The sequence below is a fragment of the Burkholderia sp. LAS2 genome, assembly GCF_018417615.1.
Classification (GTDB): Bacteria; Pseudomonadota; Gammaproteobacteria; order Burkholderiales; family Burkholderiaceae; genus Burkholderia; species Burkholderia sola.
Genome location: NZ_CP071052.1, coordinates 819,544 through 845,642 on the forward strand (window position 1 = coordinate 819,544; position 26,099 = coordinate 845,642).

A 26,099-nucleotide genomic window follows, 5' to 3' on the forward strand; every position below is an offset into this window, starting at 1 on the left:
TCGCCTCGTTGCGCGCGCCGCGCGGGCGGCATCGCGTCGTTACTTCGTGGCTGCCGGGCCCGATGCCGGGGCGGGCATGGTCGATGCGGTGCTCGACAGTTCGGGCGACAGCGTGAGCGGCGAGCCGGACGTGTCGGGCGTCTCGTCGGACGACGCGTTTTCGTCGGTCGGTTTCACGTCCGACGGCGGCGTGTTCTGCTGCTGGATCGGCTTGGGCATCGGGGGTACGGTGGGCAGATAGAGCGCGCCGCTTTGACCGCAGCCGGCAAGAATCGCCAAAGCCGCTACAATCGCGCTCATCCGGAAAACGACTCGCATGATCGTCCCTGAACAATTTAACCGATAGAGTTTAGCATGTCCGATACTGAATACCTGGCCCGTGCCGAGGCCGTGCTGGCGGCCGTCGAGCGTACCGTGGACGTCGCGAACGACGGCGATCACGACATCGATCTGGAGCGCAACGGCAGCGTGCTGACGCTGACGTTCGAAAACGGCTCGAAGATCATCGTCAACCTGCAACCGCCGATGAAGGAAGTGTGGATCGCCGCGAAGGCCGGTGGATTCCACTACCGTTTCGTCGACGGTGCGTGGCGCGATACGCGCACGGGCACCGAGTTCTTCTCGGCGCTCACCGAATACGCGACGCAGCAGGCCGGCCTGCCGATCACGTTCGGCGCGTGACGGCCGGGGCAGCGGGTCCCGAATGTCGTGCCCAAAGAAAAAGCGCCCCGCGGGGCGCTTTTTTCATGGTCGGGCCGCGGGTCAGTGGCCCTGGAACAGGTTCATGATGTCCTGCTTTTCCTGTTCGTCGACGTGCGGCACGGCCTCGTCGACGTTCTGCGCGGCCGGCGCCTGCGGCACGCCGACCGTCGACACGAAGCCGTGCCCCGGCGTGAACTCGGTGAAATACAGCTCGCCGCCGAGCGACTCGACGCCGTCCGGCACCGTCGGCTTGAATTCCGGCACGCCCTTCAGCGCCGCACCCATGTAGTCGATCCAGACCGGCAGCGACAGGCCGCCGCCGGTTTCGCGATCGCCGAGGCTGCGCGGATTGTCGTAGCCGATCCACGCGATCGCGGCGAGCGTGTGCTGGTAGCCGGCGAACCAGGCGTCGTGCGAGTCGTTCGTCGTGCCGGTCTTGCCCGCGAGGTCGGCGCGCTTCAGCACGTTGGTCCGCGCGCCCGTGCCGCGCTGCGCGACGCTCTGCAGCAGGCTGTTCATCACGTACGCGTTGCGCGCGTCGATCGCGCGCGGCGCGTTCTGCTCGGCGACGAGCGGCTGCGCGCGCGCGACGATCGCGCCGTTCGGATCGGTGACCTCGGCGATCAGGTACGGATTGACGCGGTAGCCGCCGTTCGCGAAGACCGAGTACGCGCCTGCCATTTGCAGCGGCGTGACCTGGCCGGGGGGGGGGGGCGCCCGGGCGGGGGGGGGGGGGGGGGGGGGGGGGGGGGCCCCCCCGGGGGGGGGGGGGGGGCCCCCCGGCGTCGAAGCCGAAGCGCGTGATGTATTGCTGCGCGTATTTCGTGCCGATGTGGTTCAGGATCCGGATCGACACGAGGTTGCGCGAGCGCTGCAGCGCGGTGCGCATCGACATCGGGCCCTCGAAGCCGCCGCCGTAGTTCTTCGGCTCCCACGGCTGGCCGCCCGTTTCCGCGGCGCTAAAATACAGCGGGCCGTCGTTGATCACGGTCGCCGGCCCGAGGCCCTTGTCGAGCGACGCCGAGTAGATGAACGGCTTGAACGACGAACCCGGTTGCCGCCATGCCTGCGTGACGTGGTTGAACTTGTTCTTGTTGTAGTCGAAGCCGCCGACGAGCGAGCGGATCGCGCCGTCCTGCGGGACGATCGACAGGAACGCACCCTCGACCTGCGGCAACTGCGTGATCGACCACTTGCCGGCGTCGTTCTTCACCACGCGGACGATCGCGCCCGGGCGGATCCGGCGGTTCGGCTGCGCGTTGGCCGACAGCGCGCCTGACGCGAAGCGCAGGTTGTCGCCGTCGATCGTCGCGGTACTGCCGTCGATGAACGCCACCGTGATCTGGCGCGGGCTCGCGGCCGTCACGACCGCGGCGATCAGCTCGCCGTTGTCGGGATGCTCGAGCAGCGCGTCGTCGATCGCCTGTTCGCGGTCGTCGGCACCGGCCGGCAGCTCGATGAAGCCTTCCGGCCCGCGATAGCCGTGACGGCGCTCGTAATCCATGATGCCCTTGCGCAGCGCGGTGTACGCGACCTGCTGATCCGCGGAATCGATCGTCGTGACGACGTTGAAGCCGCGCGTGTAGGTTTCCTCACGGTACTGCGCGTACATCATCTGTCTGACCATTTCGGCGACGTACTCCGCGTGCACGCTGAAATCGCGGCCCGGACCCTTGACGACGAGCGGCTGCGCGGACGCTTCGTCGTACTGTTCGCGCGTGATGAAGTTCAGCTCGAGCATCCGTTGCAGGATATATTCCTGGCGTACCTTCGCGCGCTTCGGGTTGACGACCGGGTTGTACGCGGACGGCGCCTTCGGCAGCCCCGCGAGCATCGCGGCTTCCGCGAGCGTGATGTCCTTCAGGTCCTTGCCGAAATAGACCCGTGCGGCGCTCGCGAAGCCGTACGCGCGCTGGCCGAGATAGATCTGATTCATGTAGACCTCGAGAATCTGATCCTTCGTCAGCGCGCGCTCGATCCGGTACGCGAGCAGCATCTCGTAGATCTTGCGCGTGTAGGTCTTCTCGCTCGACAGGAAGAAGTTGCGTGCGACCTGCATCGTGATCGTGCTCGCGCCCTGCGACGCGTGGCCGTTCGTCAGCGCGACGAAGCCGGCGCGGATGATGCCGGTGAGGTCGACGCCGCCGTGATCGTAGAAGCGCGCATCCTCGATCGCGAGGATCGCCTTCTTCAGCGAGTCGGGCACGTCCTTGAAATGGACGACGTCGCGGCGCTCCTCGCCGAATTCGCCGATCAGCACGTGATCGGACGTGTAGATGCGCAGCGGCACCTTCGGGCGATAGTCGGTCAGCGCATCGAGCGACGGCATGTTCGGCCAGGCCACGACGAGCGCGTAGCCGAGCACGAGGCCGCCGGCCACGACGAGGGCCACGCACATCGCGGCGAAGCCGAGCAGGACTTTTTGCCACCAGGGCCGCTTCTTCGGCTCCGGGGCGGGAGGCGGGGACGTAGGAGTCGTGGATTGCATAGGCATACCGGAAAACAGTCCCGCGATTATAGCTGCCCGGTAAGAGCGCTCCTGACGCGGGGGCCGCCCGTCGCCAAGCCGCGGGTCGGCGTGCCGTCAGCATAGTCCGTGCACGGCCGCCGTGGACCAATGCTGGCCGTTTGGCCGACTGTCGGCGGCGCGCGTCGCTTTGCAGAATCAGGTCTCGGATGCGCGGCATGGGCCGCGACGATCTCGGGAGGCTGGGATGGCAGGACGATGGGTGGCGCGGTTTGCACAGGGCAGGCACCGGTCGACGGGAATCGACGTCGGTGCGCACGAAGTGAGGGTGGCCGTGCTGAGCCGGCGCGGCAGGGAAGCGGAGGTGCGCGTCGAGGGGCTCGAGCGCGAACCGGTTGGCTTGGCGGGCGGGCCGGAGGACGCGCGTTGGGCGGCGGTCGCGCGGTCGCTGGCGGCGGCCGTGGCGCGGCTGTCGGCGTCCGACGTGCAGTGCGACGCGCGCGGCGTGATGGCGCTGCACGATGACGAGATGCGCACCGCGACGCTCGATCTGGCCGGGCGCGGCGACATCCCGGACGCCGCGCGGCAGGCCGCCGAACGCATCTCGGGGCTCGCGCCGGACAGTCTCGCGTTCGACTGGCGGCACTACGGCGGCGCGCGGTCCGGCGAGATCGCGGTGGCGGTCGCGCCGCTGGCGCTGCTCGAGCGGCGGATCGACGTGGCCGCGCAGGCCGGTATCGACCTGACGGTGATCGACGGCGAGTCGGCCGCCGTGCTGCGCGCGCTGCGCTATGCCGCACGGTTCGAACTCGATGCGCAGGGCGCGTACGCCGTGCTCTGGTTCTGCGACGCGGGCGTGCGCGGCTGGCGAATCGAGGGACGGTCGGCGATGCAGGTGCTCTCCCTGTCCGGCACGTTGCCGGAGGCGCTTCCCGATGCGTTGCGTCGGCGCGTGCTGGGGGTCGTGGGCTGCGTACTCGTCGCCGGGGACGAGCGATGTATCGCCCGCTTCGATACGTCGATTGCCGAGATCGGCGACGTGCTCGGCACGGCAGTGGTCCCGTTCGACTGCACGGGCTGGGACGGCCTGCCGTGCGCGCGCGCCGCCGTGCCAGGCGGCCCGGCGTTTGCCGTCGCGTTCGGGCTCGCGTTGCGTGGGGTGTGGGAATGACGGCCGGTCACGTGGCGGCAAACGGAGACGGCGCGGCGGCGCAGCAGCTCGTACAGGCGGTACTCGGCGACTTCAACCTGCTGCCGTACCGCGAGCGGTTGGCGCGGGCATTGCGGCGTCGGCGGGCCACGCAGTGCGGTGTGGCGATCCTGCTCGGCGTGCTTGGCGCCGGTCTGTGGACGGGCGCTGCGGTGTTGTCGCGGTGGCGGGTGGATGCCGAGCGCGCCGGCGTGGAGGCGCGGCTGCGACAGGTGCAGCCGCGGGTGGCCGTTGCGACGCGCGCGGCCGATGCAGCCGCCGCCGTCGCGCGACGCGACGCGCAGGCGGCTGCGCTGGCCGCACCTTACCGGCGCGTGGCCGGGTTGCTGGCGACCCTGAAGCAGGTGCGCGCCGATCATGTCCGGCTCGATGCGCTGCGCATGACGACGACCGGCGCCGTGCTCGATGCGCGCGCCGCGAGTTACCGGGCGGCTGCGCTGTGGCTCGCCGCGATGGCGCGCGAGCAGCGCGACTGGCGGATCGATATAGATACGTTGAAGCCTGCGTCGGATGCGCCGGCTTCGACGGCCGGGATGCCGTTCCGGTTCTCGGTGCAGTTGCGCTGGCACGATGCGACGTCGTCGCGGACGGTGTCGGGAGGGGGCGCATGACGGCGCTCGCGCATTGGCCGGCGCTGCGCGCGGGCGCCAGGGCGGGCCACATGCCGCGCGTGTCGGCGGCCGCCGCGCATGCCGCGGGTTGCGTGCTGGCGTTCGCGGCCGTGCTGGCAGGCAGCATTCATCTGGCGAATGCGGCCGACTGGAGCGGGCTGGCACGTAGTCGCGCGTTGCTCGCCGCGGCGCAGGCGCGCGCGGCCGACGCGCAGCGCGTCCTGGCTTCCGCCGGACAACGACGCGACGGGCATCCTGCGTCGACGCGTGACGATCGCTTGCCGCCTACGCCGGAATGGGCCGCGCTGATGCTGGCGCTGGCCGATCTCGCCGCGTCGAGCGGGTTGCACGGCGTATCGATCGAACCGCAGCGCGCCGATGGCGCGGCACCGGACGGCCGACGCACCGTACACATCGCCGCGGACGGCGGCTTTCACGCGTTGCTGCATATGGTTGGCGGGCTGGCGCGCTTCCCGGTGTTGGCGGTACCGTCGGCGCTGCGTATCGAGCGTGGCATGTCGGCGGCGCGGGTGGATATGTCCGTCGACGTATTTCCGGCGCTGCAGGCGACAACGGCCGCGGCGGGCAACACGCCGGTTCGCGCCGCTGCGCCCGACGCCGATCCATTCGACGAGGGGGGCCTCGCCGAAGCGGCGGGGTGCGCAGCCCGCCTTGCCGGCACGATTCGCGACGCGCGTACCGGTCTCGCGTTGTTCGACGACGGCGACGGCGCGTTCACGGCCGTCGCACCTGGCGAGGTGCTGGGGGCCGCGCGCGTGGTGCGTATCGACCGCGCGGCCGTGACGCTTGCGACGGCGGACGGATCGCAGCGGCTTGTGCTTGACGACGGAGGCCGGCCATGACGAAGCACGGCTGTTGGATGCTCGTCATCTGGGCCGGCGTGACGGCGGACGGCGCAAGCGCGTCGGTGCCGCCGCTGCCGGCGGTCTGGCCGGCCGGGCCGACGAATGTGTCGGTGCCGCGCCTGCCGCAGCCGCTGCGCGTGGCCGACAGCGTGGACAGCGCGGTAGCGGAGGACGCCGGCCCGCCGCCGTTCGATCAGGCGGCGCGCACGGCGCTGCAGACGGAAGCCGCCGCGCCGGTCCCCGCGCTCGAGGGGCCGCCGATCCCGCTGGCGCCGCCGGCCCGGATGAGCGACGCCGCGGCACGGCAACCGGGCGATGCGGACGACGAGCGGCGGATCTCGCTGAATCTGCAGGGCGTCGGGCTCGCGGCGGCGTTCGACGCGATCGCGCGATTCACGGGGCTCAATATCGTCGTCGGCGAGCAGGTGCGCGGCACGGTCACGTTACGTCTGAACAATGTCCGCTGGCGCGACGCGTTCGACACGCTGCTCGACACGCACGGGCTGGCGATGTCCCGGCGCGGCAACGTGATCTGGGTCACGCCGGCCGCCGAGCTGGCCGCGCGCGAACGCGAGCGCTTCGACATGCATGCGCGGGCCGCCGATCTGGAGCCGCTCGCAAGCCGTACGTTCGTGCTGCACTATCCGCGCGCCCAGGACGTGCAGCGGCTGCTGGCCGGCGCGACCGGCCAGCGCCTGCTGTCGAAGCGCGGCGCGGCGGCGGCCGATCCCCGTACGAACCTGCTGTTCGTGACCGATCTCGCGCCGCGCATCGTGCAGATCGCGGGCCTGATCGACGCGATCGACCGGCCGTCGCGGCAGGTCCGGATCGAGGCCCGCATCGTCGAAGGCGAGCAGGGTTTCTCGCGCAACCTCGGCGCACGTGTCGCACTGCGTGCGCAGGGGCGGCCGTCGTCGGCCGAGGGCACGTCCTTCACGGCGGACGCGCGCAACGCGCTGGATCTCGCCGCGCGGCCGCTCGGCGGCTTCGATGCGGCGACCGCCGGCTTCACGCTGTTCGCCGCGCCGCTCAGCCGCGTACTCGACATCGAGTTGAGCGCGCTGGAAGCGCAAGGCCGGGGCCAGATCGTTTCGCGTCCGCGGGTGGTGACGGCCGACCGCGTGAAGGCCATCGTCGAGCAGGGCGCCGAGCTGCCGTACCAGGCGAAGGTCGGCAACGGCATGAGCGGCGTGCAGTTCCGCCGCGCGACGCTGAAGCTGGAGGTCGAGCCGCAGATTACGCCGGACGGGCGCGTGGTGCTCGATCTCGACGTGACGAAGGACAGCGTCGGCGAGCCGACCGCGGCCGGCCCCGCGATCCATACGAAGCACGTGCAGACGCGCGTCGAGGTCGAGAATGGCGGGACGGTCGCGATCGGCGGCATCTATGAACAACTGAGCCGGAACGATGTGACGCGGGTGCCGCTCTTGGGCAAAATACCGTTTCTGGGCGCGCTTTTCCGGCACCGCGCGCAGCGCGACCAACGCAACGAACTGGTCGTCTTCATCACGCCGACCGTCGTCGATGCGCGTTGCGGCGCACCCGGCGCGGGCGACGCGGATGCCGAGGAAACGGGGCCGGAAGCCGCCGGCGCAGGCTCGACAAGGCAGCCGCTTTGCCAGTAAGCTGCGCCACACACCAGCAAGATTGAAGCAGAGGAAGCCGTTGCAAGCGCGGGACCCACATGCAAACGTATTTTTCGTCGGCCTTATGGGAGCGGGTAAGACCACCGTGGGCCGTGCGGTCGCGCGTCGTCTCGACAGGACGTTCTTCGACTCCGACCACGAAATCGAGGCCCGTACGGGCGCGCGCATTCCGGTGATCTTCGAGCTGGAGGGCGAGGCCGGCTTTCGCGATCGCGAAACGCAGGTGATCGCCGAGCTCGCGCAGCGCGAGAACATCGTGCTCGCGACCGGCGGGGGCGCGGTGCTGCGCCCGGAAAACCGCAACAGCCTGAAAACCAACGGCATCGTCGTCTACCTGCGCGCCAACCCGCACGATCTATGGCTGCGCACGCGCAAGGACAAGAATCGCCCGCTGTTGCAGACCGAAGATCCGAAGGGGCGTCTGGAAGCGCTGTACGAAGTGCGTGACCCGCTGTACCGCGAATGCGCGGATTTCGTCATCGAGACCGGCCGTCCGTCGGTCAACGGTCTCGTCAACATGGTGTTGATGCAACTCGAACTGGCCGGCGTCATCGCCAAGCCGCTACAAGCATGATTACTGTCAACGTCGATCTGGGCGACCGCGCCTACCCGATTCATATTGGCGCCGGCCTGATCGGCCGCACCGAGCTGTTCTCGCCCCACATCAAGGGTTCGTCGGTCACGATCGTCACGAACACGACGGTCGATCCGCTCTACGGCGACGCGCTGCGCGCGGCGCTCGCGCCGCTCGGCAAGCGCGTGTCGACGGTCGTGCTGCCGGACGGCGAGGCATACAAGAACTGGGAAACGCTGAACCTGATCTTCGACGGCCTGCTGACGGATCACGCCGATCGCAAGACGACGCTCGTCGCGCTCGGCGGCGGCGTGGTCGGCGACATGACCGGCTTTGCCGCCGCGTGCTACATGCGCGGCGTGCCGTTCATCCAGGTGCCGACGACGCTGCTGTCGCAGGTCGATTCGTCGGTCGGCGGCAAGACGGGCATCAACCACCCGCTCGGCAAGAACATGATCGGCGCGTTCTACCAACCGCAGGCCGTGATCGCGGACATCGGCGCGCTCACGACGCTGCCCGATCGCGAGCTGGCGGCCGGCGTGGCCGAGATCATCAAGACCGGCGCGATCGCCGATGCGGCATTCTTCGACTGGATCGAGGCGAACGTCGATGCGCTGAATCGTCGCGAGCCCGCCGCGCTCGCGCATGCGGTGAAGCGTTCGTGCGAGATCAAGGCGAGCGTCGTCGCGGCCGACGAGCGCGAAGGCGGCCTGCGCGCGATCCTGAACTTCGGCCACACGTTCGGCCATGCGATCGAGGCCGGGCTAGGCTACGGCGAATGGCTGCACGGCGAGGCGGTCGGCTGCGGAATGGTGATGGCGGGCGACCTGTCGGTGCGGCTCGGCCTGCTCGACGAAGCGTCGCGGCAGCGCCTCGATGCGGTGATCGCGGCCGCGCATCTGCCGACCCGCGGGCCGGCGCTCGGCGACGCGCGCTACATCGACCTGATGCGCGTCGACAAGAAGGCTGAGGCCGGCGCGATCAAGTTCATCCTGCTGAAGCGATTCGGCGATACGCTGATCACGCAGGCGCCGGACGAAGCGGTATTCGCGACACTGGCGCAAACGACCGGCTAACGGCGCCCGGATCCGCCGGCGCGCCTGACATGGAGGAGACGTGAGCGAGACATCCAGCAGCACATTGCCCGAAGCCAGCCGCGCATCCGCTGCGCCGGTGGCCGAGCCGCCGACGCTGGCGGCGCTGGAAGCCCATCTCGCTCCGTATGCCGCGCACGCGTCGCAGTCACGCGGCCGCCGCCATCCGGAAACCCCGCCGGCGGCGCGCACCGAATTCCAGCGCGATCGCGACCGCATCGTCCATTCGACCGCGTTTCGCCGGCTCGAATACAAGACGCAGGTCTTCGTCAATCACGAAGGCGACCTGTTCCGCACGCGCCTCACGCACAGCCTCGAAGTCGCGCAGATCGCGCGCTCGGTCGCGCGCAACCTGCGGCTGAACGAGGATCTCGTCGAAGCGATCTCGCTCGCGCACGATCTCGGCCATACGCCGTTCGGCCATGCCGGGCAGGACGCGCTGAATGCGTGCATGCGCGAGCACGGCGGCTTCGAGCACAACCTGCAGAGCCTTGCGGTGGTCGACGAGCTCGAGGAGCACTACGGCGCGTTCAACGGGTTGAACCTGTGCTTCGAGACGCGCGAAGGCATCCTGAAACACTGCTCGCGCGAGAATGCACGCAAGCTCGGCGCGCTCGGCGAGCGCTTCCTGCAGGGCCGCCAGCCGTCGCTCGAGGCGCAGCTCGCGAACATCGCCGACGAAATCGCCTACAACAACCACGACGTCGACGACGGCCTGCGTTCCGGCCTGATCACGATCGAGCAGCTCGCGGAAGTCGAGCTGTGGCAGCGTCACTACGACGCGGCGCTCGCCGAATTCCCGCACCTCGAAGGCCGCCGTCTCGTGCACGAGACGGTGCGCCGCATCATCAACACGCTGATCGTCGACCTGATCGACGAAACCACGCGCAATCTCGTGCGCGTCGCGCCCGCGTCGCTCGACGACGTGCGCGACGCGCCGCCGCTCGTGTCGCACAGCCCCGAGGTCGCCGCGCAGGCAGCGGCCCTCAAGCGCTTCCTCTTCAAGAACCTGTATCGCCACTACAAGGTGATGCGCATGGCGAGCAAGGCGCAACGCGTCGTCACGGGGCTGTTCGACGCGTTCATCGACGATCCGCGCCTGCTGCCGCCGCCGTACCAGTCCGACGACGCGGCGCAGCAGCCGCGTCTCGTCGCGCACTACATCGCCGGCATGACCGACCGCTTCGCGCTGAAGGAATATCAGCGCCTGTTCGTCATCAGCGACAACTGACTGTCACAAACGATCACTAGACTTCGCCGGTTCAATGGCGACGGGAAGGTTGCACACGCTGTTGGTAACGTTTTCATAGGAGAGGTCGATGAAGAAGAAGCCTGCGGGGACACTGGTTCGTTCGATCGCGCTCGGCGGCGCGCTGTTGTTCGGGGTGCAGCACGTGGCGCTCGCCGCGACGGAAATTCAGTTCTGGCATGCGATGGAGGCCGCGCTCGGCGAGCGGGTCAACGCGATCGCCGACCAGTTCAACGCGTCGCAAAGCGACTACAAGATCGTGCCGGTCTTCAAGGGCACCTACGACCAGGCGCTCGCGGCCGGCATCGCGGCCTATCGCAGCGGCAACGCGCCGGCGATCCTGCAGGTCTATGAAGTCGGCACGGCGACGATGATGCAGGCGAAGAAGGCAGTCGTGCCCGTCTACGACGTGTTCAAGCAGGCCGGCGTGACGCTCGACGAGAAGGCGTTCGTGCCGACCATCGCGAGCTACTACAGCGACGCGAAGACGGGCCACCTCGTGTCGATGCCGTTCAACAGCTCGACGCCGGTGCTGTACTACAACAAGGACGCGTTCAAGAAGGCCGGCCTCGATCCGAACCAGCCGCCGAAGACGTGGGCCGACGTGAAGGCCGATGCCGAGAAGCTGCGCAAGTCGGGGATGGCGTGCGGCTTCACGACCGGCTGGCAGGGCTGGATCCAGCTCGAAAACTACAGCGCATGGCACGGGCTGCCGTTCGCGAGCCGCAACAACGGCTTCGACGGCACCGACGCCGTGCTCGAGTTCAACAAGCCGCAGCAGATCGAACATGTCGCCTTCCTGCAGCAGATGGCGAAGGACGGCACGTTCACGTACGCGGGCCGCAAGGATGAAGCGTCGGCGAAGTTCTACAGCGGCGACTGCGGGATCCTGACGACGTCGTCGGGCGCGCTCGCGAACGTGCAGAAGTTCGCGAAGTTCAGCTACGGCACGGGCATGATGCCGTACGACGCGAACGTGAAGGGCGCGCCGCAGAACGCGATCATCGGCGGCGCGAGCCTGTGGGTGCTGGCCGGCAAGGATCCGGCGACCTACAAGGGCGTCGCGAAATTCCTCTCTTACTTGGCGTCGCCCGCGGTCGCCGCGAAGTGGCACCAGGACACGGGCTACCTGCCGGTCACGACCGCCGCGTACGACCTGACGCGTCAGCAGGGCTTCTACGCGAAGAACCCGAGCGCCGAAACCGCGATCAAGCAGATGCTGAACAAGCCGCCGCTGCCGTACACGAAGGGGCTGCGGCTGGGCAACATGCCGCAGATCCGCACGGTCGTCGACGAGGAGTTCGAACAGGTCTGGGCGCAGAAGAAGTCGCCGAAGGACGCGCTCGATTCGGCCGCGTCGCGCGGCGACGAACTGCTGCGCCGCTTCGAGAAGTCGGGCGGCTGAGCACGCATCGCGTCGTGCCGCCGGCGGCGCCGCGCGCGAGCGCGTGCCGTCCGGCGGCGCGGTTTCCCTTCCGTTTCGCCTGACCGGATATCCGCGATGCAATCCCGTTCCCGTTTCGGTACGAGCCCGGTGCCGTACCTGCTGATCGCGCCGCAGCTCGCGATCACCGCCGTGTTCTTCCTGTGGCCGGCCGGCGTCGCGCTGTGGCAGTCCACGCAGATGCAGGACGCGTTCGGCACGTCGAGCGAATTCGTCGGCTTCGCGAATTTCACGCACCTGTTCGCCGATCCGCTGTATCTCGATTCGTTCCGCACGACGCTTGTGTTCAGTTCGCTCGTCACCGTGAGCGGGCTCGTCGTGTCGCTGTTGCTGGCCGCATGCGCCGACCGCGTGATCCGCGGCGCGCGCGTGTACCGCACGCTGCTGATCTGGCCGTACGCGGTCGCGCCGACGATCGCGGCCGTGCTGTGGGCGTTCCTGTTCAACCCGAGCATCGGGCTGATCACGTATGCGCTCGCGAAGGGCGGCATCGTGTGGAACCACGCGCTGAACGGCGGCCAGGCGATGTTCCTCGTCGTGCTGGCGTCGGTGTGGAAGCAGGTGAGCTACAACTTCCTGTTCTTCTACGCGGGGCTGCAGGCGATTCCGCGCTCGCTGATCGAGGCGGCCGCGATCGACGGCGCGGGGCCGGTGCGGCGCTTCTTCAACATCGTGCTGCCGCTGCTGTCGCCGACGAGTTTCTTCCTGCTGGTCGTGAACCTCGTCTACGCGTTCTTCGACACGTTCCCGGTGATCGACGCGGCCACCGGCGGCGGCCCGGCGCAGAGCACCAAGACGCTGATCTACAAGATCTTCGCGGAGGGCTTCCAGGGGCTCGACATCGGCAGTTCGGGCGCGCAGTCGGTCGTGCTGATGATCATCGTCGTGGGGCTCACGGTGATCCAGTTCCGCTTCGTCGAGCGCAGGGTCCAATACGCATGATCGAAAATCGCAAGGGCTTCGACCTGTTCTGCCACGCGGTGCTGATCGCGGGTGTCGTGCTGATCGTGTTTCCCGTCTACGTCGCGTTCTGCGCGGCGACGATGAACGCGCAGGAAGTGTTCGCGGTGCCGCTGTCGCTCGTGCCGAGCACGCACCTGTTCGAGAACGTCGCGTACATCTGGGGGCACGGCAGCGGCGGCGCGACGGCGCCGTTCGGCCGGCTGCTCGTGAACAGCTTCGCGATGGCGCTCGGGATCGCGGTCGGCAAGATCGCGGTGTCGATCCTGTCCGCGTACGCGATCGTCTATTTCCGCTTCCCGTTCCGCAATACGGCGTTCTGGCTGATCTTCGTCACGCTGATGCTGCCGGTGGAAGTGCGGATCTTTCCGACCGTGCAGGTCGTGTCGACGCTGCACCTGACGAACACCTACGCGGGGCTCTCGCTGCCGCTGATCGCATCGGCGACCGCGACGTTCCTGTTCCGCCAGTTCTTCATGACGCTGCCCGACGAGCTGATGGACGCGGCGCGCATCGACGGCGCGGGGCCGCTGCGCTTCTTCTGGGACGTCGTGCTGCCGCTGTCGAAGACGAGCATCGCCGCGCTGTTCGTGATCACGTTCATCTACGGCTGGAACCAGTATCTGTGGCCGATCCTGATCACGACGGAAGCGTCGCTGTCGACTGCGGTGGTGGGCATCAAGACGATGATCGCGAGCGGCGACGCCGCGACCGAATGGCAATACGTGATGGCGGCGACGCTGCTGGCGATGATCCCGCCGCTCGTCGTCGTGCTGGCGATGCAGCGCTGGTTCGTGCGCGGCCTCGTCGATTCCGAGAAATGAATGACCGACGGTAACCGGGAGAAGGACCAGGTATGGCTGCGCTGAGCTTGAAGGGCGTCAGGAAATCCTACGACGGCAAGCAGCACGTGCTGCATGGCATCGACGTGGAGATCTCCGACGGTGAATTCATCGTGTTGGTCGGCCCGTCGGGCTGCGGCAAGTCGACGTTGCTGCGGATGATCGCGGGGCTCGAGAGCGTGACGGACGGCGAGATCGCGATCGGCGACCGGGTCGTCAACACGCTGGAGCCGAAGGACCGCGACATCGCGATGGTGTTCCAGAACTATGCGCTGTACCCGCACATGACGGTCGCGCAGAACATGGGCTACGGGCTGAAGATTCGCGGGATCGAGCGCGCGACGATCGATGCGCGGGTGGCCGCGGCCGCGAAGATCCTCGAGCTCGAGCCGCTGCTCGCGCGGCGGCCGCGCGAACTGTCGGGCGGGCAGCGGCAGCGTGTCGCGATGGGGCGCGCGATCGTGCGCGAGCCGTCGGTATTCCTGTTCGACGAGCCGTTGTCGAACCTCGACGCGAAGCTGCGCGTGCAGATGCGGCTCGAGATCCAGCGGCTGCATGCGCGGCTCGCGACGACGAGCGTGTACGTGACGCACGACCAGATCGAGGCGATGACGCTCGCGCAGCGGGTGATCGTGATGAACCGCGGCTACGCGGAGCAGATCGGCGCGCCGGTCGACGTGTACGAGAAGCCGGCGACGGTGTTCGTCGCGGGCTTCATCGGCTCGCCGGCGATGAACCTGATGCACGGCCGGCTGTCGGACGACGGCGCGACGTTTACGGTTGCGGGCGGCGGCCCCGCGCTGCCGGTCGCCGGCGCGCCCGGCATCGGCACGGAGATCGCCACCGGGCGCGACTGGGTGCTCGGCGTGCGTCCCGAACACATGACGCCGCAGCCGGGCGTCGCGCAGGCGACGCTGCCGGTCGACTCGTGCGAACTGCTCGGCGCGGACAATCTCGCGCACGGCCGCTGGGGCAATCACGATGTCGCGGTGCGCCTGCCGCACGCGGATCGTCCCGCGCGCGGCACGGCGCTCGCGGCTGCGCTGCCTGCGCACCGGCTGCATTTCTTCGATCCCGAGACCGGCAAGCGTGCCGGCTGAACCTGCTGCACCTGCCGAGAGACCGACGATGACATCCCGTACCGACTGGCCCTATCCGCGCGTCGTCGCCCATCGCGGCGGCGGCACGCTCGCGCCGGAGAACACGCTCGCCGCACTCGACGAGGGTGCGCGCCGCGGCCACCGGATGGTCGAGTTCGATGCGAAGCTGTCGGCCGACGACGTGACGTTCCTGCTGCACGACGACACGGTCGATCGCACGTCGAATGGGCAGGGTGCGGCGGCGGGCATGCGTTATGCGGCGCTGGCCGCGCTCGACGCGGGCGCGTGGCTCGACGCGCGCTTCGCGGGCGAACGGATGCCGACGCTGGAGGCGGCCGCGGCGCGCTGCATCGCGCACGGGCTGGCCGCGAACGTCGAGATCAAGCCGTGCCCGGGGCGCGAACGCGAAACCGGGCAGCGTGTGGCGGCCGACGCGGCCGCGTACTGGCGCGATGCCGCGGTGGCGCCGCTGCTGTCGTCATTCTCGTTCGACGCATTGCAGCAGGCGCGCGCGACCGTGCCGGGCCTGCCGCGCGGGATGCTCTACGAAGTCGTGCCGGACGACTGGCAGGCGCAGGTGATCGATGCGCTCGGCTGCGTATCGTTGCATGTAGACCACAGTCGGCTCGACGAACCGCTCGTGCGCGCGATCAAGGCCGCCGGGCTGCGCATCCTGGTTTACACGGTGAACGACCTCGAACGGGCGCGCGAACTCGCGCGTTGGGGCGTCGATGCCATCTGCACGGACCGCATCGACCTGATTGCGCCCGACGCGCTGGACGACATCGACGCCGTCTGATGGCCGCAGCCACGGCTTGCGCTGCGGCGGCGCTGGCGAAACCGTTGCGCGGAACGTGCCTGACGCGAAAAAACGACGCCCCGACGGGATTCCCGCCGGGGCGTTTTGCATCGTGGCGACGTTACGTCAGGAAAAATCCGCTACAAATTGCAGCAGGATTAACCATTCCCCAAATATTCGACTACGCTTAGAAGCGGTAGCCGACGTTCAGGTACGTGACGATCGGGTTCAGCGAGATCTTCGCCTTCGACGTTTCGGTCAGGGTACCGACCGGCGTCCGGCGGGCCGTCGTGAAGGTCGCGGTCACCTTGACCGGGATGTACGAGAGCGACAGCCCCGCGAACCAGTGTTTGGTGAAGTTGTACGTGAAGCCGGCGTTGAAGACGGGCGCCCACTGGTTGCTGGTCGTCGCGCTGGTCGGGCCGCCGAGCACGCCGTTCTCGAAGCTGCTGTTCGTGATCTTCGCGCCGGTGAACCAGACGTACGTCGCGCCGACGCCGACATACGGACGGAACTTCGCATTGGCGTCGTTGAAGTGGTAGCGCAGCAACACGGCGGGGCTCCACTGGTACGCACGGCCGAGTACGCCGAATCTTTCGAACTGACCCTTGCCGGTAATGTCGAACTTCGGCGGTATCCCCATCACGAGCTCGGTGGAGATATGGTCGGTGACGAAGTAGCCCGCCGCGAGGCCCAGCGTGTCGGCGTCGTTGATGCCGGCGCCGGTGTTGGGAATGGATTGGTTGATGGGCGTGCCGCCCACGCGGTAGACGAACAGCGGGTCGCTGCTGTCCTGCGGCGAAAGGTGCAGCCAGCCGGTGCTGACGTAGAAATCACCTGCGGATTGTGCGTGTGCCGTACCGCCCGCGAATGCGAATGCGAGCGCTGCGGCCCCCGTAATGGCCAGTTTTCGTTTCATTGTGTCTCCTCCGATCAAAGGCGTGCTCATTATGACGACTGCGTTTAAAACCAAACAAGCTCGTAAGTTAGAGTTTTCTCCCTAGGATTCGCACGACCGTACGCTTACGCGCGCCGCTGGGGCAGGCATTCCACGCAGGTGCGCAATTTCGGACCTCCGGGTATTTCCTAACGCGTTCAAACGGACATTCAGCATGGCACGGTTAGCACGACTCTACGTTCCCGACCAGCCGCAGCACGTGATACTGCGCGGCCTGGATCAGCAACCCGCGTTCGTCGACGACCAGGACTACGAACTCTTCATCGATTGCCTGAAGGCCGCCGCACGCGATCACCACCTGTCGGTGCATGCCTACGTGCTGCTGCCGCGCCAGGTGCAACTGCTCGTGACGCCGAGCGACGAGGCCAGCCTGCCGAAGGCGATGCAGGCCGTCGGCCGTCGCTACGTCGCGCATTTCAACCGGCGCTATTCGCGGCGCGGCACCCTGTGGGAAGGCCGCTATCGGGCGACGGTGATCGAAGGCGAGCGCTATTTCCTGCTCGCGAGCCGCGTGGTCGAGATGAGCCCGGTGCGCTCGCAGCTCGTCGCGACGCCCGAGGCCTATCGCTGGTCGAGCTACCGGCATCACGTCGGGCTCACCGTCGACAGCCTGATCACCGACCATCCGCTCTACTGGGCGCTCGGCAACACGCCGTTCGACCGCCAGCGCGCGTACAAGGAGCTGTGCGAGCAGCCGCTCGACGAGCGGCAGGCCGACCAGCTGCAGCAGGCGACGCTGAAGGGCTGGGTGCTCGGCGGCGAGAATTACCGCGAGTGGGCGGCGCGCACCGCGAACCGGCGTGTGTCGCCGTTGCCGCGCGGACGCCCCAGAAAGGTGCGCGAGAACACGCCGCCGATCCAGCAGTAACCCCGGAAAGGCAGGCTGGAAGCGGCGCAGCGAGCGCCGCTTCTTTTTGCACCAAATCGATACGCCCCTAATAAAAAGGCACCACATCAAAGCACTCATTTAATTGGGGTTCGATCAATCGGTTTTTGTTGCTATTCCCTTGATTCGTCGCGTATATTCCGAATTCCGGTGGCCCGGGCGAAGCCTGCCCAACCACCGTCGGCCGCGCCGTCTCCCGCCGGGAGCGGGATCGATGGCAACAAGAAAACGGTTCAACGGCCTCCAGGCCCCCTTTACGACGGTGTCCCCATGAACGACCACCAGCAGCCGCTCGCCGCGGTGCCCGCCGCACAAGGTCTGTACGACCCGCAAAACGAACACGACGCCTGCGGCGTCGGCTTCGTCGCTCACATCAAGGGCAAGAAGAGTCACGAGATCATTCAGCAGGGTCTGAAGATCCTCGAGAACCTCGATCACCGCGGCGCGGTCGGCGCCGATCCGCTGATGGGCGACGGCGCGGGCATCCTGATCCAGATTCCGGACGCGTTCTATCGCGAGGAAATGGCGAAGCAGGGCGTGGACCTGCCGCCGGCCGGCGAATACGGGGTGGGGATGATCTTCCTGCCGAAGGAAAACGCATCGCGTCTCGCGTGCGAGCAGGAGCTCGAGCGTACGGTGAAGGCCGAAGGCCAGGTCGTGCTCGGCTGGCGCGACGTGCCGGTCGACCATGCGATGCCGATCTCGCCGACGGTGAAGGCGAGCGAGCCGCTGATCCGCCAGATCTTCATCGGCCGCGGCAAGGACATCATGGTGACGGACGCGCTCGAGCGGAAGCTGTACGTGATCCGCAAGACGGCGAGCCACCGCATCCAGGCGCTGAAGCTCAAGCACGGCAAGGAATACTTCGTGCCGTCGATGTCGGCGCGCACGGTCGTCTACAAGGGGCTGCTGCTGGCCGGCCAGGTCGGCGTGTACTACCGCGACCTGCAGGACCCGCGCGTCGTGTCGGCGCTCGCGCTCGTGCACCAGCGCTTCTCGACCAACACGTTCCCGGCGTGGGAGCTGGCTCACCCGTACCGGATGATCGCGCACAACGGCGAGATCAACACCGTGAAGGGCAACGTGAACTGGCTGAACGCGCGTACCGGCGCGATCGCGTCGCACGTGCTCGCCGACGATCTGCCGAAGCTGTGGCCGCTGATCTACCCGGGCCAGTCGGATACCGCATCGTTCGACAACTGTCTCGAACTGCTGGTGATGGCCGGCTACCCGCTCGTGCACGCGGTGATGATGATGATCCCGGAAGCGTGGGAACAGCACACGCTGATGGACGAGAACCGCCGCGCGTTCTACGAATATCACGCCGCGATGATGGAGCCGTGGGACGGCCCGGCCGCGATCGCGTTCACCGACGGCCGCCAGATCGGCGCGACGCTCGACCGTAACGGCCTGCGCCCGGCGCGCTACATCGTGACCGACGACGACCTCGTCATCATGGCGTCGGAGGCCGGCACGCTGCCGATCCCCGAATCGAAGATCGTCAAGAAGTGGCGCCTGCAGCCGGGCAAGATGTTCCTGATCGACATGGAACACGGCCGCATCATCGACGACAAGGAATTGAAGGACAACCTCGCGAACGCGAAGCCGTACAAGAGCTGGATCGACGCGGTGCGCATCAAGCTCGACGAGATCGAGCCGAAGGCCGAGGAAGTCGCGGCGGGCCGCACGCAGGGCGCCGCGCTGCTCGACCGCCAGCAGGCGTTCGGCTATACGCAGGAAGACCTGAAGTTCCTGATGGCGCCGATGGCGCAGCAGGGCGAGGAAGCCGTCGGTTCGATGGGCAACGACTCGCCGCTCGCGGTGATGTCGAACAAGAACAAGACGCTCTATCACTACTTCAAGCAGCTGTTCGCGCAGGTCACGAACCCGCCGATCGACCCGATCCGCGAGAACATGGTGATGTCGCTCGTGTCGTTCATCGGCCCGAAGCCGAACCTGCTCGACACGAACAACATCAACCCGCCGATGCGTCTCGAAGTGTCGCAGCCGGTGCTCGACTTCAAGGACATCGCGAAGATCCGCGCGATCGACCAGTACACGGGCGGCAAGTTCAGCGCGTACGAGCTCAACATCTGCTATCCGGTCGCCTGGGGCAAGGAAGGCATCGAGGCGCGCCTCGCGTCGCTGTGCGCGGAAGCCGTCGACGCGGTGAAGTCGGGCTACAACATGCTGATCGTGTCGGACCGCAAGACGGACGCCGAGCACGTCGCGATTCCCGCGCTGCTCGCCACGTCGGCGATCCACACGCACCTCGTCCAGCAAGGGCTGCGCACGAGCACGGGCCTCGTCGTCGAGACGGGCTCCGCGCGTGAAACGCACCACTTCGCGCTGCTCGCGGGCTACGGCGCGGAAGCCGTGCACCCGTACCTCGCGATGGAAACACTCGCGAAGATGGCCGAAGGCCTGCCGGGCGACCTGTCGCCGGAGAAGGCCGTCTACAACTTCACGAAGGCGGTCGGCAAGGGCCTGCAGAAGGTGATGTCGAAGATGGGCATCTCGACGTACATGTCGTACACGGGCGCGCAGATCTTCGAAGCGCTCGGCCTGTCGAGCGACCTCGTCGAGAAGTACTTCAAGGGCACGGCGTCGAAGGTCGGCGGCATCGGCCTGTTCGAAGTCGCGGAAGAGGCGATCCGCCTGCACCGCGATGCGTTCGGCGACAGCCCGGTCCTGCGCGACATGCTCGACGCGGGCGGCGAGTACGCGTACCGCGTGCGCGGCGAAGACCACATGTGGACGCCGGATTCGATCGCGAAGCTGCAGCACGCGACGCGCAGCAACTCGTACCAGACGTACAAGGAATACGCGCACCTGATCAACGACCAGACCAAGCGTCACATGACGTTCCGCGGCCTGTTCGAATTCAAGGTCGAGCCGACCAGGGCGATCCCGATCGACGACGTCGAGCCGGCGAAGGAGATCGTCAAGCGCTTCGCGACCGGCGCGATGTCGCTCGGCTCGATCAGCACCGAAGCGCACGCGACGCTCGCGGTCGCGATGAACCGGATCGGCGGCAAGTCGAACACCGGCGAAGGCGGCGAGGACCAGAAGCGCTATCGCAACGAACTGCGCGGCATTCCGATCAAGTCGGGCGAGACGATGAAGTCGGTGATCGGCGACGAGATCGTCAGCGACATTCCGCTGAAGGACGGCGATTCGCTGCGCTCGAAGATCAAGCAGGTCGCGTCGGGCCGTTTCGGCGTCACCGCCGAGTACCTCGCATCGGCCGACCAGATCCAGATCAAGATGGCGCAGGGCGCGAAGCCGGGCGAAGGCGGCCAGCTGCCGGGCCACAAGGTGTCGGAATACATCGGCAAGCTGCGTTACTCGGTGCCGGGCGTCGGCCTGATCTCGCCGCCGCCGCACCACGACATCTACTCGATCGAGGATCTGGCGCAGCTGATCCACGACCTGAAGAACGTGAACCCGAGCGCGAGCATCTCCGTGAAGCTCGTGTCGGAAGTGGGCGTGGGCACGGTCGCGGCCGGTGTCGCGAAGGCGAAGGCCGACCACGTCGTGATCGCCGGCCATGACGGCGGCACGGGCGCGTCGCCGCTGTCGTCGGTCAAGCATGCGGGCACGCCGTGGGAGCTCGGCCTCGCCGAAACGCAGCAGACGCTGGTGCTGAACCGCCTGCGCGGCCGCATCCGCGTGCAGGCCGACGGCCAGATGAAGACCGGCCGCGACGTCGTGATCGGCGCGCTGCTCGGCGCGGACGAATTCGGCTTCGCGACGGCGCCGCTCGTCGTCGAAGGCTGCATCATGATGCGCAAGTGCCACCTGAACACATGCCCGGTCGGCGTCGCGACGCAGGATCCGGTGCTGCGCGCGAAGTTCAAGGGCCAGCCCGAGCACGTCGTGAACTACTTCTTCTTCGTCGCCGAGGAAGTGCGCGAGATCATGGCGCAGCTCGGCATCGCGAAGTTCGACGACCTGATCGGCCGCGCCGACCTGCTCGACACCCGCAAGGGCATCGAGCACTGGAAGGCGAAGGGCCTTGACTTCTCGCGCGTGTTCTACCAGCCGGAAGAATGCGAGGACGTCGCGCCGCGTCACGTCGACGTGCAGGATCACGGCCTCGAGCGCGCGCTTGACCACGTGCTGATCGAGAAGGCGAAGGCCGCGATCGAGAACGGCGAGCACGTGTCGTTCATCCAGCCGGTGCGCAACGTGAACCGGACGGTCGGCGCGATGCTGTCGGGCGTGATTGCGAAGAAGCACGGCCACGACGGCCTGGCCGACGACGCGGTGCACATCCAGCTGAAGGGCACGGCCGGCCAGAGCTTCGGCGCGTTCCTCGCGAAGGGCGTGACGCTCGACCTCGTCGGCGACGGCAACGACTACGTCGGCAAGGGCCTGTCGGGCGGCCGGATCATCATCCGCCCGACCAACGACTTCCGCGGCAAGTCCGAGGAAAACATCATCTGCGGCAACACGGTGATGTACGGCGCGATCGAAGGCGAAGCCTTCTTCCGCGGCGTGGCCGGCGAGCGCTTCTGCGTGCGCAACTCGGGCGCGACGGCGGTCGTCGAAGGCACGGGCGACCACGGCTGCGAATACATGACGGGCGGCACGGTCGTCGTGCTTGGCGAGACCGGGCGCAACTTCGCGGCCGGCATGTCGGGCGGTCTCGCGTACATCTACGATCCGGAAGGCACGTTCGCGGCCAAGTGCAACAAGTCGATGGTCGCGCTCGAGCCGGTGCTGCAGCAGGCCGAACAGGAGCGCACGGTCGACCGCGCGCTCTGGCACGAAGGCACGACGGACGAAGCGCTGCTCAAGGGGCTCGTCGAGCGTCATTTCCAGTTCACGGGTTCGCCGCGCGCGAAGTCGCTGCTGGAAAACTGGGACGCGGCGCGCCGCCAGTTCGTGAAGGTGTTCCCGCACGAATACAAGCGCGCGCTGGGCGAGATCGGTGCGAAGAAGGCGGCGAAGGAAGTGCTGGCCGCCTGAGCGACGAACGACATAGCGAATGCCGCGCGCGCCTGACGGCCGCGCGCGGCTCCCCCACCCGATACATCGAACAGAAGAGCACCTTATGGGCAAGGCAACCGGTTTTCTGGAGTTCGAACGCCGCCACGAGGCGTACGAAGCACCGCTCACGCGCGTGAAGCACTACAAGGAATTCGTCGCGGCGCTGACTGACGCGGACGCGAAGGTCCAGGGCGCGCGCTGCATGGATTGCGGCATCCCGTTCTGCAACAACGGCTGCCCGGTCAACAACATCATCCCGGACTTCAACGATCTCGTTTACCGCCAGGACTGGCAGCAGGCGATCGAAGTCCTGCACTCGACCAACAACTTCCCCGAGTTCACGGGCCGCATCTGCCCGGCGCCGTGCGAGGCGGCGTGCACGCTCGGGATCAACGACGACCCGGTCGGCATCAAGTCGATCGAGCACGCGATCATCGACAAGGCTTGGGGCGAAGGCTGGGTGAAGCCGCTGCCGGCCGAGCACAAGACCGGCAAGAAGGTCGCGGTCGTCGGTTCGGGCCCCGCGGGCCTCGCCGCCGCGCAGCAGCTCGCGCGCGCGGGCCACGACGTGACGGTGTTCGAGAAGAACGACCGTATCGGCGGCCTGCTGCGTTACGGGATTCCCGATTTCAAGCTCGAGAAGTGGCTGATCGATCGCCGCATGCGCCAGATGGAAGCGGAAGGCGTGACGTTCCGCACCAGCGTGTTCATCGGCAAGGAGCCGCTGCCCGAGTCGATCGGCAGCCTCGCGAAGGAAACCATCTCGCCGGACACGCTGAAGGAAGAGTTCGACGCGGTCGTGATCGCCGGCGGTTCGGAAACGCCGCGCGACCTGCCGGTGCCGGGCCGCGAGCTCGCGGGCGTTCATTTCGCGATGGACTTCCTGCCGCAGCAGAACCGCGTGAACGCGGGCGACAAGCTCGTCGACCAGCTGCTCGCGAAGGGCAAGCACGTGATCGTGATCGGTGGCGGCGATACGGGTTCGGACTGCGTCGGCACGTCGAATCGCCACGGCGCGAAGCAGGTCACGCAGTTCGAGCTGCTGCCGCAGCCGCCGGAAGAGGAAAACAAGCCGCTCGTGTGGCCATACTGGCCGATCAAGCTGCGCACGTCGTCGTCGCATGAGGAAGGCTGCGAGCGTGATTGGGCGGTCGCGACGAAGCGTCTCGAAGGCAAGAACGGCAAGGTCGAGAAGCTGATCGCGGTGCGCGTCGAGTGGAAGGACGGCAAGATGCAGGAAGTGCCGGGTTCCGAGTTCGAGATGAAGGCCGATCTCGTGCTGCTCGCGATGGGCTTCACGCAACCGGCCGCGCCGGTGCTCGACGCGTTCGGCGTCGCGAAGGACGCGCGCGGCAATGCGCGCGCGGCGACCGAAGGCGATCGTTCGTACTACACGTCGGTCGACAAGGTGTTCGCGGCAGGTGACATGCGTCGCGGCCAGTCGCTCGTGGTGTGGGCGATCCGCGAAGGCCGCCAGTGCGCGCGCTCGGTCGATGCATACCTGATGGGGCATTCGGAACTGCCGCGCTGAGCTGAATCGCGCGAGCGGGTTTCGATGAACGCCGGGCGTCCGAGAGGGCGCCCGGTTTTTTTATTTCTGAAGCTGTGGGCGATCGTGGGTTTGTCTGGTTGGGGCGCCCAACTGCTCGATGGCTCGCCCGTAGCTTGCAAGCTGCTCGTTGCAATCGATCATTGCGGTGTATCGGGTTTCGTCAACGCGCAGCGAGAATTCCCACACACCGAGCTTCCACGCGTGATACTGCGGCGCGCCGTCGAACCGGATGCTGTCCGGCGGTATTCCATGCTCTTCGAGAAGACGGGCCTGGACTTTTTTCCGTAGTGCATCGACGGACATGTCGGGGCAACTGCCTTCGGTCCGCTCATATCGGGATGTCGCGACGACGATGAACAGTAGTGTATAGGCGCAGATTACTGCGCCAACCAGCCAAAGAACTAGCCTGAGAACGCCTCGCATGGCTTTGGAAATCATGAAGGGCTCGATTGGACGTAAAGAACATGTGAGATTGACTCGGGCAGCCACATTTCCGGAGCCGCCCGGCCGCATGTTAGCGAGGCGGGCGCATTAGTCCACCGAGCGACGGTCTATGGACTGCCTGAGGGGGGCGTGTGCCTGCATTCTTCACCGGCCGTTGGCCTGAGAACGACAGATGTTTTTCACCGAAAAAATTGATTTGATAGTCCTTGTGTCCCAAGACGGCGCCGAGCTTGGCGAGAAACGTCGTCGCAGCCTCCTGCAGGAATGGTCGGTTTGAAGGATCTGCATCGAACCGATCGGGATTGAGTGAGTAGTAGCCGTCAAACCGATATGTATCGTCCTCAAGCATCACAAGCGTGCCACGTATTCTGCCGGATACTCGTCCAAAGACTGAGGCGCTCCAGAGGTCCTTTGTTCCGTGATTGAAGATGTTGGTGCTGAAAGCGGTGTCGAACGAGTAGGTGCCGGGGCCGTACCCAGGATTCTCAACGGCTTTCGTTATTTCTCTGAAATCTGCAATGCTCATTTTCAAGTTGAGAGATTCAATGTTGATGGTTTGTTGGGTTCCATCTCCGTGTATCCAGTGATTAATTGCTTCGACGAACATCAATGGGTTTCCATACGATGAAAATGTGCTCGTCGGAGGGATGCCGTGTGACTGACCAATGTATATGCCGAATAATGCAGTGATGTTGGCATATTGCCCCGGCTCGAAGCTAAATCCATATTGGTTGGCGCCGGGTAGATGCTTGTAGCCACCAAGGGCCAGCCACGGAGTGAAGCCGCCCACCAGTGTTAGTTGATTTCGCCAGAACGCTGTGTCGTTTTTGCCAAATATCTCAAGGTGTTTGAGGAACATCTCGGTGGCGCGGATCATGTTTCCCGTGTTTGCAAAATGCAACATGAAATTTGATGTGCAATACTGATTGAAGCAAACCGTCGGTGCTGGAATTCCGGCACCCGGATTGGCGCCGGGAATGTCGTTTACCTTGACGCCGAAATCACCGAAATTGAAATCCGGTGGTTTTGGTGTTGTGATCGTGATGGGCGGAAGAACATTGTTCTGAGCCATGGCCGTCGCGTGCTTCAGCAGCGTGCCAAATGGGAGCACTGTTGACGCAACCAGCAAACGTCGTCGCATCAAAGGCTGTTGTTCTTCTTTGGAGGATTGGTTTATCTGTTTCCAAGGATTACGTGTCGTCATTTCATATCCCATGCAGTGGTGATTTCGATGATTGATTCGCAGGCCTGAACGTAAGACGGTTATATTTTTTTCTACGGTCGGCAAGGAATTTCCCCTGCACGTCTTCGTGACGAAGTCATCTGGATCGATCCTGCAAACTGGTACGAAACGAGATTCATGGAGGCATGCGACGGCCGCGCCTTGTCTCGTAATCCCCCGTATGCCGGCTCTGGGCAAGGGAAAGCTGAAGATGCAGAGGCGGCTGGCTGCTCCGTTCCCATTGCGTAGCGCTCTGACAAGCGTCGAGAAAAATCGAAATGCGGGAACGCTTTTCTCGACATGTCCTGTTGGCGGGAAATGTGTCCAACAGTTACGAGGTGGTCTAAGGCGAAGAAGGGTATTTGTTCAGGAGACGTATAACTGACGGGGATTCAAACCTGCTGCGGCAAGCGCGGTTTGAGGATTACTGCCGTATCAGCCGGTCGCCGGAAATCATTGCGCTGGGTTTGCTGAGTGA

20 protein-coding genes and 1 pseudogene are annotated in these 26,099 nt (G+C 66.4%); 16 read left to right on the plus strand and 5 right to left on the minus strand.

Annotated elements, in window-relative coordinates:
- Window positions 1-39: 39 nt before the first annotated feature.
- A complete protein-coding gene (lptM, locus tag JYG37_RS03850; protein ID WP_050013157.1) occupies window positions 40-318 on the minus strand; it encodes an LPS translocon maturation chaperone LptM in 279 nt (92 codons plus the stop codon).
- Between the two features lie 36 nt (window positions 319-354).
- Here lptM and cyaY point away from each other — a divergent pair, with 36 nt between their 5' ends.
- A complete protein-coding gene (cyaY, locus tag JYG37_RS03855; RefSeq protein WP_050013156.1) occupies window positions 355-681 on the plus strand; it encodes an iron donor protein CyaY in 327 nt (108 codons plus the stop codon).
- Between the two features lie 81 nt (window positions 682-762).
- On the opposite strand, the pseudogene JYG37_RS03860 reads toward cyaY, so the two are convergent.
- Window positions 763-3,190 (minus strand): annotated as a pseudogene (locus tag JYG37_RS03860) (penicillin-binding protein 1A).
- Window positions 3,191-3,416: 226 nt separating this feature from the next.
- Here JYG37_RS03860 and JYG37_RS03865 point away from each other — a divergent pair.
- The 12 genes from JYG37_RS03865 (at window position 3,417) to ugpQ (ending at window position 15,564) form a co-directional block, all read left to right on the plus strand.
- Complete coding sequence (locus JYG37_RS03865) at window positions 3,417-4,340, plus strand: type IV pilus biogenesis protein PilM (RefSeq protein WP_050013154.1); 924 nt, start codon at window positions 3,417-3,419, stop codon at window positions 4,338-4,340.
- Window positions 4,337-4,990 (plus strand): hypothetical protein, encoded by a 654-nt coding sequence (locus tag JYG37_RS03870; protein WP_050013153.1) that lies wholly within the window; start codon window positions 4,337-4,339, stop codon window positions 4,988-4,990. The genes JYG37_RS03865 and JYG37_RS03870 overlap by 4 nt, the downstream gene beginning before the upstream one ends.
- Window positions 4,987-5,853, plus strand: coding sequence for a hypothetical protein (locus JYG37_RS03875; RefSeq protein WP_050013152.1), 867 nt, complete (start codon window positions 4,987-4,989; stop codon window positions 5,851-5,853). The genes JYG37_RS03870 and JYG37_RS03875 overlap by 4 nt, the downstream gene beginning before the upstream one ends.
- Entirely contained in the window at window positions 5,850-7,481 is a 1,632-nt protein-coding gene (locus JYG37_RS03880) for a type IV pilus secretin PilQ (protein WP_089488076.1), read from the plus strand. Before JYG37_RS03875 ends, JYG37_RS03880 begins: the two co-directional genes overlap by 4 nt.
- A 40-nt stretch (window positions 7,482-7,521) precedes the next feature.
- Entirely contained in the window at window positions 7,522-8,076 is a 555-nt protein-coding gene (aroK, locus tag JYG37_RS03885; RefSeq protein WP_050013150.1) for a shikimate kinase AroK, read from the plus strand.
- On the plus strand, window positions 8,073-9,152 hold the full coding sequence (gene aroB, locus JYG37_RS03890) for a 3-dehydroquinate synthase (protein ID WP_050013149.1): 1,080 nt from the start codon (window positions 8,073-8,075) through the stop codon (window positions 9,150-9,152). Before aroK ends, aroB begins: the two co-directional genes overlap by 4 nt.
- Before the next feature lie 40 nt (window positions 9,153-9,192).
- Complete coding sequence (locus JYG37_RS03895) at window positions 9,193-10,401, plus strand: deoxyguanosinetriphosphate triphosphohydrolase (protein ID WP_050013148.1); 1,209 nt, start codon at window positions 9,193-9,195, stop codon at window positions 10,399-10,401.
- A gap of 88 nt (window positions 10,402-10,489) precedes the next feature.
- Window positions 10,490-11,824, plus strand: a complete 1,335-nt coding sequence (gene ugpB, locus JYG37_RS03900; protein WP_050013147.1) for a sn-glycerol-3-phosphate ABC transporter substrate-binding protein UgpB — start codon at window positions 10,490-10,492, stop codon at window positions 11,822-11,824.
- Window positions 11,825-11,920: 96 nt separating this feature from the next.
- Window positions 11,921-12,805: a sn-glycerol-3-phosphate ABC transporter permease UgpA gene (ugpA, locus tag JYG37_RS03905; RefSeq protein WP_027783324.1), complete on the plus strand. Its 885-nt coding sequence runs from the start codon at window positions 11,921-11,923 to the stop codon at window positions 12,803-12,805.
- Entirely contained in the window at window positions 12,802-13,647 is an 846-nt protein-coding gene (ugpE, locus tag JYG37_RS03910; RefSeq protein WP_089488078.1) for a sn-glycerol-3-phosphate ABC transporter permease UgpE, read from the plus strand. Before ugpA ends, ugpE begins: the two co-directional genes overlap by 4 nt.
- 32 nt (window positions 13,648-13,679) lie before the next feature.
- The gene (locus JYG37_RS03915; RefSeq protein WP_089488079.1) at window positions 13,680-14,765 is read left to right on the plus strand and encodes a sn-glycerol-3-phosphate import ATP-binding protein UgpC; all 1,086 of its coding nucleotides are present in this window, start codon (window positions 13,680-13,682) and stop codon (window positions 14,763-14,765) included.
- Between the two features lie 28 nt (window positions 14,766-14,793).
- The gene (gene ugpQ, locus JYG37_RS03920; protein ID WP_050013144.1) at window positions 14,794-15,564 is read left to right on the plus strand and encodes a glycerophosphodiester phosphodiesterase; all 771 of its coding nucleotides are present in this window, start codon (window positions 14,794-14,796) and stop codon (window positions 15,562-15,564) included.
- Window positions 15,565-15,751: 187 nt separating this feature from the next.
- Here the strand turns inward: ugpQ and JYG37_RS03925 are convergent, their stop codons facing one another.
- Window positions 15,752-16,483 (minus strand): OmpW/AlkL family protein, encoded by a 732-nt coding sequence (locus tag JYG37_RS03925; RefSeq protein WP_050013143.1) that lies wholly within the window; start codon window positions 16,481-16,483, stop codon window positions 15,752-15,754.
- Between the two features lie 193 nt (window positions 16,484-16,676).
- Between JYG37_RS03925 and JYG37_RS03930 the strand changes: the two genes are divergently transcribed.
- The 3 genes from JYG37_RS03930 to JYG37_RS03940 all read left to right on the plus strand — a co-directional run bounded on the left by JYG37_RS03930 (window position 16,677) and on the right by JYG37_RS03940 (window position 23,934).
- Window positions 16,677-17,390: a transposase gene (locus JYG37_RS03930; RefSeq protein WP_027783329.1), complete on the plus strand. Its 714-nt coding sequence runs from the start codon at window positions 16,677-16,679 to the stop codon at window positions 17,388-17,390.
- A gap of 288 nt (window positions 17,391-17,678) precedes the next feature.
- A complete protein-coding gene (locus tag JYG37_RS03935; protein ID WP_050013142.1) occupies window positions 17,679-22,382 on the plus strand; it encodes a glutamate synthase-related protein in 4,704 nt (1,567 codons plus the stop codon).
- Between the two features lie 85 nt (window positions 22,383-22,467).
- The gene (locus JYG37_RS03940; protein ID WP_050013141.1) at window positions 22,468-23,934 is read left to right on the plus strand and encodes a glutamate synthase subunit beta; all 1,467 of its coding nucleotides are present in this window, start codon (window positions 22,468-22,470) and stop codon (window positions 23,932-23,934) included.
- Between the two features lie 60 nt (window positions 23,935-23,994).
- Here the strand turns inward: JYG37_RS03940 and JYG37_RS03945 are convergent, their stop codons facing one another.
- Window positions 23,995-24,393, minus strand: a complete 399-nt coding sequence (locus JYG37_RS03945; protein ID WP_124631187.1) for a hypothetical protein — start codon at window positions 24,391-24,393, stop codon at window positions 23,995-23,997.
- Between the two features lie 76 nt (window positions 24,394-24,469).
- Window positions 24,470-25,603 carry a lipid II-degrading bacteriocin gene (locus JYG37_RS03950; protein ID WP_124631188.1) on the minus strand — a complete coding sequence of 378 codons (1,134 nt, stop codon included), beginning with the start codon at window positions 25,601-25,603 and terminating at the stop codon, window positions 24,470-24,472.
- Between the last annotated feature and the right edge of the window lie 496 nt (window positions 25,604-26,099).